A 9,929-nucleotide genomic window follows, 5' to 3' on the forward strand; every position below is an offset into this window, starting at 1 on the left:
GATACGATTTCGGAATATTAGAAATATATCCCTGATTTGCCCGACGTGTCAAGCCGCGGTCGGACGCCGGCAGCCGTCAGCTCCTTTGCATGGGGTTGTTTTCGATATTTTGGCTCCGCGCATCTGCGGCGGACAGCTCCATCGATGCTTATGCCAGATGGCACGCCACGAAATGCCCGTTACTGCCTTCCCGCAATTCCGGCGCCTCCTGCCGGCAGCGTTCTTCGGCGATCGGACAGCGCGTGTGGAAGTGGCAGCCCTTCGGAGGATTCATCGGACTCGGCACGTCGCCCTTCAGGCGGATACGGTCGCGCTTCGCCTTGGGGTCGGCCACCGGCACCGCCGAGAGCAGCGCCTTGGTGTAGGGATGCTGCGGGTTGCGATAGAGGTCGCTGGCCTTGGCGAGTTCGACGATGCGGCCGAGATACATCACGGCGACGCGGTCGGAGATGTGCTCGACCACGGAGAGATCGTGGGCTACGAACAGATAGGTCAGGTTCAGCTCGGCCTGCAAATCCTCGAGCAGGTTGATGACCTGGGCCTGGATCGAGACGTCGAGCGCTGACACCGGCTCGTCGCACACGATCAGCTTCGGCTCCAGGGTGAGCGCGCGGGCGATCGCGATGCGCTGGCGCTGGCCGCCGGAGAATTCATGCGGGTAGCGCCGCATGTGCTCGGCCTTCAGCCCGACCTTCACCAGCAGGCTCGCGACGCGGTCCTCGCGCTCGCTCGCCGAGGTCGCGAGGTTATGGATGATGAAGGGCTCGCCGAGGATCGCGCCGACCGTCATGCGCGGGTTGAGCGAGGCGAACGGGTCCTGGAACACCAGCTGCATGTTGCGCCGCATGGCGCGCAGATCGCCGCTGCCCAAACCCGTCACGCTCTGGCCGTCGAACACGATTTCGCCCGAGGTCGGCTCGATCAGCCGCAGCACGCAGCGGCCGGTGGTCGACTTGCCGCAGCCGGATTCGCCGACCAGTCCCAGCGTCTCGCCGCGGTTGACCGCAAACGACACGCCGTCGACCGCATAGACCTGGCCGACCTCGCGCGACAACAGGCCGCCGAGCACCGGAAAGTGCTTCTTCAAGTTGCTGACGCGCAGCAGCGGCTCGCTCATGACGCGTCTCCGAGGTGGCAGGCCATGCGATGGCCGGGTGCGATCTCGCGCAGGCGCGGCTCCCGTTCGGTACAGATGCTCATTGCGTATTTGCAGCGGGGCGCAAAACGGCAGCCCGGCGGCGGGTTGATCAGGATCGGCACCGAGCCGCCGATCGCCTCCAGCCGCGTCTTGTGCTCGGCGTCGAGGTCGATGCGCGGGATCGAGCGAATCAGGCCCTGGGTGTAGGGATGGCGCGGGTTGCCGAACAATTCGTCGACCGGCGCCTCTTCCACCACCTTGCCGGCATACATCACGACGACGCGCTGCGCGGTCTCGGCGACCACGCCCATGGCATGGGTGATCAGCATCACCGCCATGCCGAACCGCTCCTTCATGTCCTGCAAGAGGTCAAGGATCTGCGCCTGGATGGTGACGTCGAGCGCGGTGGTCGGCTCGTCGGCAATGACAAGCTTGGGGCGGCAGGCCAGCGCCATCGCGATCATCACGCGCTGGCGCATGCCGCCGGAGAACTGATGCGGATAGTGGTGCACGCGGCCCGCGGCATTGGGTATCTGCACCAGCTTCAGCATCTCGATGGTGCGCTCGAGTGCCTGCTTCTTGGTCACCGCCTCGTGGCGGCGCAGGCTCTCGGCGATCTGCTCGCCGATCGTCAGCACCGGGTTGAGCGAGGTCATCGGCTCCTGGAAGATGAAGCCGATCTCCTTGGCCCTGATGTCGTCGAGCTGATGGCTGGTCAGCGGCACCAGATCGCGGCCCTCGAACATGATCTCGCCTGCGACGATCCTGCCCGGCGGCATCGCGATCAGCTTCAGGATCGACATCGCGGTGACGGTCTTGCCGCAGCCGGATTCGCCGACCACGCACAGCGTCTCGCCCCGGTTGATCGAGATGTCGACGCCGTCGACCGCCTGCAGCACGCCGGCGTCGGTGGTGAAATGGGTTTTCAGGCCCTTGATCTCGAGCAGCGCCATCAGATCACCTTGCGCGCGTCGAGCGCATCGCGCAGCCCGTCGCCGATGAAGTTGATGGCAACCACGGCGATGAAGATCGCGCCGCCCGGGAACAGCGCCCAGTGCGGGCCGATGTCGAGAAAGTCCTTGGCGTCATAGAGGATGCGGCCCCAGGTCGGGGTGTCAGGCGGGAAGCCGAGGCCGAGGAACGACAGCGTCGATTCGGCGATGATCGCGGCGGCGACGTCGATCGTGCCGGCGATGATCACGGGTCCCAGCGCATTGGGCAGGATGTGGCGCACCACCTGCCGCACCGGGCTCGCGCCGAGCGCGCGCGCCGCCTCGACGAATTCCTTCTCGCGCAGCGAGAGGAACTGGGCGCGCACCAGGCGGGCGACCGGCATCCAGCGCAGGCCGCCGATCACGAGCACGATCAGGATGAAGATGCCGCCCTCCGGGCCGAACACCGCCTTGAGCCCGTCGCGGAACAGATAGATCAGCATCAGGAGCAGCGGCAGTTGCGGCAGCGACAGGAACAGGTCGGTCAGCCACATCAGCGCATAGCCGAGCGCGCCGCGCGACATGCCGGCCAGCGCGCCGATCAGCGTGCCGACGAACACCGAGACCAGCATCGCGGCGAGGCCGACCGCGAGCGAGATGCGCCCGCCATAGATCATGCGGGCGAGCAGGTCCTGGCCGAGATCGTCGGTGCCGAACGGATGCGCCAGCGAGGGACCCTGCAGGCCCGCCACCACGTCGATGTCGCTGATCGAGACGCGCCAGATGAACGGGCCGATCACGACGGCCGCGATCAGCAGCAGCAGCAGCACGGCGCTGATCACCGCCGGCCTGTGCCGGCGGTAGCGCCGCCAGGTTTCGCGCCAGGGCGAATATCCGCGCCGCTCAGCGGAAGGAGATGCGAGGGTCAAGCCAGCCATAGAGGACATCTGCGATCAGGTTGAACAGCACCACGAGACACGCGAAGACGAAGGTCACGGCCATCACGACCGGCGTATCATTGGCGAGGATGGAGGAAATCAGCAGCGAGCCGATGCCGGGAATGCGGAAGATCTGCTCGGTGACGATGGCGCCGCCGAACACGGCGGGCATCTGCAGCGCGATCAGCGTGACCACCGGGATCATCGCATTGCGCATCACATGCTTGACGATCACCTTGGCCTGTCCAAGGCCTTTGGCGCGCGCGGTGGTGACATAGTCGAGCCGAATCACGTCGAGCATCGCCGAGCGCACGAAGCGGGTCATCGATGCTGCCTGGAACAGGCCGAGCACCATCACCGGCATGATGGCTTGCCGGATCATCTCCAGCAGCCAGGGGATGCCGCTGCCGGGCACGTCGGTGTAGACGAAAGGCAGCCAGTCCAGCTTCACCGAAAACACCAGGATGAACAGGATGCCGGTGAAGAAGGTCGGCAGCGAGAAGCCGATGAAGGCGAAGGTGTTGGCAAGCTGGTCGAACAGCGAATAGGGCCGGGTGGCGGCAAAGACGCCGACCGGGATCGCGATCAGGAGCGCCAGCAGCTGCGACGAGCCGACCACGTAAAGCGTGGTCGGCAGCCGCTGCAGGATCAACGTGTCGACATTGATCCGGCTGACAAAGGAGAAGCCCCAGTCGCCCTGCACCATCGCCGCGAGCCAGTGCAGGTAACGGAGATAGATCGGGTCGTCGAGGCCGAACTTGGTGCGCAGCGCGGCCTGCACCTCGGGCGGCACGTTCGGATTGGTCGCGAGCTCGCTGAACGGGTCGCCCGGCGCGAGCGCCAGCACGACGAACAGGACGACCGAAATCCCGAGCAGACTCGGGATCGCGATCATCAGACGGCGCAGGATATATTGACTCATGAACAGATCATCTGACTAACGCTTGCACTTGAGCACGTTGATTTCGCTTCCAATCGAAAGGCGAGCTTCACCTTGCCTCGCGTGCGGGGAGAGGTCGGAATTCAAGCGCCGCTTGAATTCCGGGTGAGGGGGACTCTCCACGAACTCATCTGTCACGGTATTTGCGGATGGAGCCCCTCGCACCAGCCCTCTTCCCGTAGGAACGGGAAGAGGGAGGAGCACATCTCGAGCCCCTCACGGCTCAGGTTTCACGATACCAGTCTTGCAGATTGTCGGTTTGGTTGGCCCAGCCGGACAGCGCGGGCCGCACCGTGTTGGAGCAGGCTTCCACCGCGAGGCGATGCATCACGGGGATCATGACGTTGTCCTGCCAAATCAGATCGTTGCACTTGATGTAGAGGTCCGCCCGCTTGATCGGATCGGTCTCGGTTTCGGCCGCATCGACCGCGGCGTCATAATCCTTGTTGGTCCAGCGCGGGAAGTTCGGCCCCTGCCACTTGTTCTCCTTGGTCGCGACGTTGCGCGAATGATAGCGGCGCATGTGCAGGGCGGGATCGGGCTGCGTCATCGGGATCTGGAACATCTCGATATCGGCATAGAAATGCGCATAGGTGTCGGGGTTGGCGACGTCGGAGGAGAAGAACACCGAGGCCACCACCGACTTCAGCTCGACGTCGATGCCGGCCTTCTGGCAGGCCTGCTTGACGATCGCCTGGGTCTTCTGCCGCGGTCCGTTGATCGAGGTCTGGTACAGCAGCTTCAGCTTCTTGCCGTCCTTTTCGCGGATGCCGTCGGAGCCCGCCTTCCAGCCGGCCTGCTCGAGCAGCGCGCTCGCCTTCTCGACCGAGAACTCCCATTTGGTGTTCTTGGAGACGAACTCCTCGGGGCCGTTGAGATAGTTGGCGGTGGCACGGCCAGCGCGGCCGTAGATCACCTTCTTGATGGATTCGCGGTCGACCAGCAGCGCCAGTGCCTGGCGCACGCGCGGATCGGACAGGATCGGATGCTTGGTCTTCATCGACGAGCGTTCGCCGTCGACTTCGGTGTTGGGGTCGGTGAAGTTGATGGCGATGAACTCGATGTCGCCGCCGACGGCATAGAGCGTCTTGCCCTTGCCGCCCTTCTCCAGCCGCAGCAGCACCTCGTCCTCGACCTGGATGTTCCAGGCGAAATCATATTCGCCGGTCTGGATCACCGCGCGCGCCGCCGACACCGCGTCACCGCCGCCCTTCATCTCGATCGTGTCGAAATAGGGCCGGTTCGCCATGTGGTAGTCGGGGTTGATCTCGCCGCGGATCAGGTCGCCCGGCTTGAATTCGATGAACTTGTAAGGTCCGGTGCCGACCGGCTTCAGGTTGGTCGGCGCCTCGCGCGACTTGCCGCCCTTGAATTCCGCGAACAGATGTTTCGGAATGACGCAGCCATAGGCGCCGACGAATGCGTTGGCCCAGAACGGCGTCGGCTTCTCGAACTTGATGCGGATCGTGAGGTTGTCGACCTTCTCGACGGTCATGCCGGCGTAGGTCGCGCTCGAGACCGCTGCCGTCGCAGGGTCGCTGGCATATTCCCAGGTGAAGACGACGTCGTCGGCGCTGAACGGTTTTCCGTCGTGCCATTTGACGCCGGGCTTGAGTTTCCAGGTCACCGATTTGGCGTCGGCGGAAAGTCCGCCATTCTGGATCGAGGGGATCTCGGCGGCGAGGATCGGGTTGAGATGACCGTCGACGTCCCAGCTTGCCAGCGGTTCGTAGAAGATCCGCGAGCCGTCCTGATCCTTGGTGCCGGTGGCGAAATGCGGATTGAGCAACGTCGGGCCCTGCCACCACAGCAGCTTGAGCGGTCCGCCGCCGCCGCGCTTGGTCGGCTTGTAGGGGTTGGGGCTCTGCGCCATCGCGACGCCACCGAGGCTGAGAATCTGGTTGGCCATCGGCGCGGTGAGGCCGACGGCAATCATTCGCTTGACGAAGGCGCGGCGGTCCATCCGTCCGTCCTTCACGTCGTCGATCATGCCTCGCAGATTATTGTCGAACATAGTCCCCTCGGTCCGGCTCACGTGTGTTTGCGGCGGGCCTTGGAACCGGCCGCCGTTCTGGCGGCAGATGGCACACCGAATGAACGCGAAGGTCAACGCCTCCCGCCCTTCAGCGTCTAGGTCTTTTGGCTATCGCTTGTGCAGAACCTCCCCTAGGCGCACATCGGTTCAGCATATCGGCGCCAAAGCGCTGACAATGCGCGCCTCGCACTGCGGAAAATTTGTTCGTTATCCTTTGTTCCGAGATGCTTTTTTGCCACGCAACCGCAATTTCGCGCGGAAGCGGCTGCCGGCCTGCGCATCGAAGCGCAGGTCCGGCCCGCAGGATGCGGCGCTCAGGCGACCGACATGTCCAACGGCGGTGCAACATTCGCCGGCAGCGGACTGACATAGGGCGTTCGCGTGGTCCGCTTCTTGAGGTCGGCCTTGGCGGCCGCGATCAGCTCCGGCTCCATCAGCGCCTTGACGCCGAGGCCGGCCATCGCCTTGGCGGCCTGCACCATCGCCTTGTGCGCGGCCGGTGTCTTGCCCTGCGCCACAACCTGCCAGGTGTGGAACGGCGTGCCGATTGCAACCGTCGGTGCATGGACCTGCACCGTCGGCACCACCCAGCTGACGTCGCCGACATCGGTCGAGCCGATCAGCGGATTGCGCTTGGCGTCGATCGGCACCAGGAAATCGGCCAGCGGCCGGTCGGTCGGCTCCATGCCGATCGCGTAATAGACCGAGGCGATGTCCTTGTCGGTCAAGGTCGCGCGGATCTTGCCGGCAAATTCCTTGTCGGCATCGTCGAAATGCGGCGGGCCGAGGTCTTCCATGATCCGGTGCAGCGTCTCTTCCAGCGGGGTGTTGGGCAGGATGTTGGAGACCGCGGAGATGATCTTCATCTCGACCTTGGTCTCGGTCATCAGCGCTGCCCCCTGCGCGATCTTGTGCACGCGCTCGACCAGCTCGTTCATGCCGGGCAGGTCGCGGGCGCGGATCGAATAGCGCACCCGGGCATGGGCCTGCACCACGTTCGGCGCGATGCCGCCGGTGTCGAGCAGCGCGTAATGCACGCGGGCATCGCTCGGCATGTGCTCGCGCATGTAATTGACGCCGACATTCATCAGTTCCACCGCATCGAGCGCGCTACGGCCGAGATGCGGCGAGGCGGCCGCGTGCGAGGTCCGCCCGGTAAAGACGAAATCGGCCCGGGTGTTGGCGAGTGACGGCGTCACCGCCACCTCCCAGAAACTGTGCGGATGCCAGGTGATGGCGATGTCGGCGTCCTCGAACGCGCCACAGCGCACCATGAAGGCCTTGGCGGCGCCGCCTTCCTCGGCGGGACAGCCGTAATAGCGCACCCGGCCCGGCACCTTGTTGGCGGCGAGCCAGTCCTTCACCGCGGTGGCGGCGAGCAGCGCGGAGGAGCCGAGCAGATTGTGGCCGCAGCCATGACCGTGGCCGCCGGCCTCGACCGGACGATGCTCGGCGATGCCGGCTTCCTGGCTGAGGCCGGGCAGGGCGTCATATTCGCCGAGGAAGGCGATGACAGGGCCGCCTTCACCCCATTCGCCCATCACCGCGGTCGGAATGTCGGCGAGGTTCTCGGTGATGCGGAAACCCTGATGGCGCAGTTCGGCCAGATGTTCGGCGGAGGAGCGCGCCTCGGTGTAGCAGACCTCGGGCATTGCCCAGACCCGGTCGCTCAATTCGATGAAACGCGGCTTGATCGTGTCGACGCCGCGCCAAACATCACTACGGTTGTCCATTTGCTCCGATCCTCGAGTAAGGCAATCTGAAGCGCAAAACGCTAGCAGCTTGCCGCGCCGCCGCCTAGCGGCTGTCGGCAGGGCAGCTTTTCCGAAAGTCACGTCCTGGTGTGCAGAAATGTGTCCGGCTCGCCAAACCCCGTCGTCGGACTGAACGACCTCGAGCGCTCCGACTGTAACCTTGAGCGATCAGTCTGCCTTCCCTTATGATGTGGCTCGCGAGGACGTGGTCCGACCATGAATGATGCAATTCCGTCTCTGTTGCCGAGAAATGCGGGCCACCAGTTCGTGATCTATGCCGACGCCTGCTCGGGCGTTGCCGGCGCGCTGCATGAGCGCACTTTCGCGTCGGTCAACAATGTGGTCCGCCGGCTGCAGCCGCCGCCCGAGTTCATTCTCTTCCCCGGTGACGAGATCATCGGCCTCACCGCCGATGCCGATGCGCTGCGTGCGCAATGGCGGCATTGGCTTGAGGTCGAGATGGCCTGGCTCGACCGCCGTGCGGTGCCGCTGTGGCACACGACCGGCAACCACACCACCTATGACGAGATGAGCGAGGCGGTGTTTCGCGAGGTGCTGAAGCTGCCGCGCAACGGGCCGCCCGGACAGGAAGGCCTGTCCTACTGGGTCCGCCGCGACGATCTCGTGATGGTGTTCGTGCACACGTTGTGGAGCGGGCTCGGCGGTGAGGGACACGTCGAGACCGACTGGCTGCAAGGGATCCTCGAACAGCACAAGGACGCGAGATACAAACTGGTGCTGGGCCATCATCCGGTCTACCCGATCAATGGTTACAGCGGCAGCTATCAGCGCGAGATCGGCCACGAATACAGCGCGCGCTTCTGGGATATCCTGGTCCGCGCCGGCGTGACCGCCTATCTGTGCAGCCACATCCTCGCATTCGATGTTCAGGTCCATCGCGGCGTGCTGCAGATCTGCACGGCTGGCGCAGGCACCGTGCACCGGATGCCCGAAGGCGTCGAGTATCTGCATTGCGTGCAGGCGGCGCTCGATCAGGACGGACTCCGCTATCAGGTGCTCGACACCGACGGCGTCGTGCGCGAGCGGCTCGCATGGCCGCTGCCCTCTCTCGATCACGCCGCGTGGTCGCCATTGCCGCGCGGGATCAGCCCTGCGCCACTGTCCGGGACACCGGCGCCCGCGACGCTGGTCGCCCTGAGATTGTCGGGCCGCACCGCGGCGGCAAGCGCCGCGCCTCAAACACTGCTCTGCACGCCCGTGCCTGACATGATCGCGCCGCTCTGGCTCGGCCTGCGCGGGCCGAACCAGACGCTCACCCTGATCCTCGGACGCGAGCAAGGGCGCAGTCCGCACTACTGGGTCGGTCCGGATTTCGGCGATGAGCGCGATTTCGACCTCGACATCGCCTTCTATCCGGATATGGGACCCGGCGGCGTGCTGTGGCGACGCCGCGGTGACGTCAGTTGGACGTCGTTCGCGGCAATCTCGGCGACGGGGCTCGAGCGGTTGTCGTGGCCCGCGCTCTGGAGCGTCGGGTGCGGACAGCATGGACCGGACGACAGGCGATATGCCGGGCCGCGGCTCGACGTCGCCGCGACCGTAATCGCATTGTCATGAGCTAAGGTCTTGAACCAGGTCGGCGGCGCCAGAGCCGACAATGCCCTAGTCATTTCCTTTCGGCGTCTTCCGTTCCGCGTCCTTCAGTTCGCGGTCGATCAGCGTGCAGACCCGGCGCTGCGCCAGCAGGTCGAGCCGCGCACGCGTGGTGCCACGCTTGATCTTGCCGTTGATCTCGAATGACCAGCTCCAGAGGTCGGGCTCGATATTGGTGAGCGTGTATTGAATGTCCCGGTGACGATCGATCAGCTTCTTCATGCCGTTTCTTTTTGTTGGCTGAAGCTTGCATAGCGAGATCGTGAGGGCGTCTGTATCCGGACGACTACTTACATATTTGGTCTAGACGCCCGTGCGGCGGAATTTTCGCAAATCACTGAGTTGGGGTCGCTGTCCAGGGGGCTATGACTCACAAACCGTGCCGCACACTCACTGTCGTCCCGGCGAAGGCCGGGACCCATTGCCACGCATGCGAATTGTTGCGCGACGCCGGGGCCGCGATCCCGCTCATCACCAAGTGCGGTGGTTATGGGTCCCTGTGTCTGGATTGTCTGTCATGATGGGGTGGGCGGGAAGCCGTTGGGTCCTTGGCGCTTGACGCCGTGAGCCGGCTCGGT

At 64.6% G+C, this 9,929-nt stretch carries 8 protein-coding genes; 1 reads left to right on the forward strand and 7 read right to left on the reverse strand.

The window, feature by feature from the left end; translation table 11 throughout:
* Positions 1-148: 148 nt before the first annotated feature.
* From FBZ93_RS16940 to FBZ93_RS16965, 6 genes are all read right to left on the reverse strand, one after another.
* Positions 149-1,117, reverse strand: a complete 969-nt coding sequence (locus FBZ93_RS16940; RefSeq protein WP_146987021.1) for an ABC transporter ATP-binding protein — start codon at positions 1,115-1,117, stop codon at positions 149-151.
* Positions 1,114-2,094 carry an ABC transporter ATP-binding protein gene (locus FBZ93_RS16945; protein WP_146987022.1) on the reverse strand — a complete coding sequence of 327 codons (981 nt, stop codon included), beginning with the start codon at positions 2,092-2,094 and terminating at the stop codon, positions 1,114-1,116. The genes FBZ93_RS16940 and FBZ93_RS16945 overlap by 4 nt, the downstream gene beginning before the upstream one ends.
* On the reverse strand, positions 2,091-3,008 hold the full coding sequence (locus tag FBZ93_RS16950) for an ABC transporter permease (protein WP_146987023.1): 918 nt from the start codon (positions 3,006-3,008) through the stop codon (positions 2,091-2,093). The genes FBZ93_RS16945 and FBZ93_RS16950 overlap by 4 nt, the downstream gene beginning before the upstream one ends.
* Positions 2,974-3,930 (reverse strand): ABC transporter permease, encoded by a 957-nt coding sequence (locus tag FBZ93_RS16955; RefSeq protein ID WP_146987024.1) that lies wholly within the window; start codon positions 3,928-3,930, stop codon positions 2,974-2,976. The genes FBZ93_RS16950 and FBZ93_RS16955 overlap by 35 nt, the downstream gene beginning before the upstream one ends.
* A 241-nt stretch (positions 3,931-4,171) precedes the next feature.
* Positions 4,172-5,962, reverse strand: coding sequence for a peptide ABC transporter substrate-binding protein (locus FBZ93_RS16960; protein WP_146987025.1), 1,791 nt, complete (start codon positions 5,960-5,962; stop codon positions 4,172-4,174).
* Positions 5,963-6,297: 335 nt separating this feature from the next.
* The gene (locus tag FBZ93_RS16965) at positions 6,298-7,716 is read right to left on the reverse strand and encodes a M20 family metallopeptidase (RefSeq protein ID WP_146987026.1); all 1,419 of its coding nucleotides are present in this window, start codon (positions 7,714-7,716) and stop codon (positions 6,298-6,300) included.
* 237 nt (positions 7,717-7,953) lie between these two features.
* Between FBZ93_RS16965 and FBZ93_RS16970 the strand changes: the two genes are divergently transcribed.
* Positions 7,954-9,315 (forward strand): metallophosphoesterase family protein, encoded by a 1,362-nt coding sequence (locus FBZ93_RS16970; RefSeq protein ID WP_146987027.1) that lies wholly within the window; start codon positions 7,954-7,956, stop codon positions 9,313-9,315.
* 45 nt (positions 9,316-9,360) lie between these two features.
* Here FBZ93_RS16970 and FBZ93_RS16975 read toward each other — a convergent pair whose 3' ends face one another.
* Positions 9,361-9,573 carry a hypothetical protein gene (locus FBZ93_RS16975; RefSeq protein ID WP_146987028.1) on the reverse strand — a complete coding sequence of 71 codons (213 nt, stop codon included), beginning with the start codon at positions 9,571-9,573 and terminating at the stop codon, positions 9,361-9,363.
* Positions 9,574-9,929: the final 356 nt, after the last annotated feature.

This window comes from Bradyrhizobium macuxiense (assembly GCF_007993935.1).
In the GTDB taxonomy this organism is placed as follows: Bacteria; Pseudomonadota; Alphaproteobacteria; order Rhizobiales; family Xanthobacteraceae; genus Bradyrhizobium; species Bradyrhizobium macuxiense_A.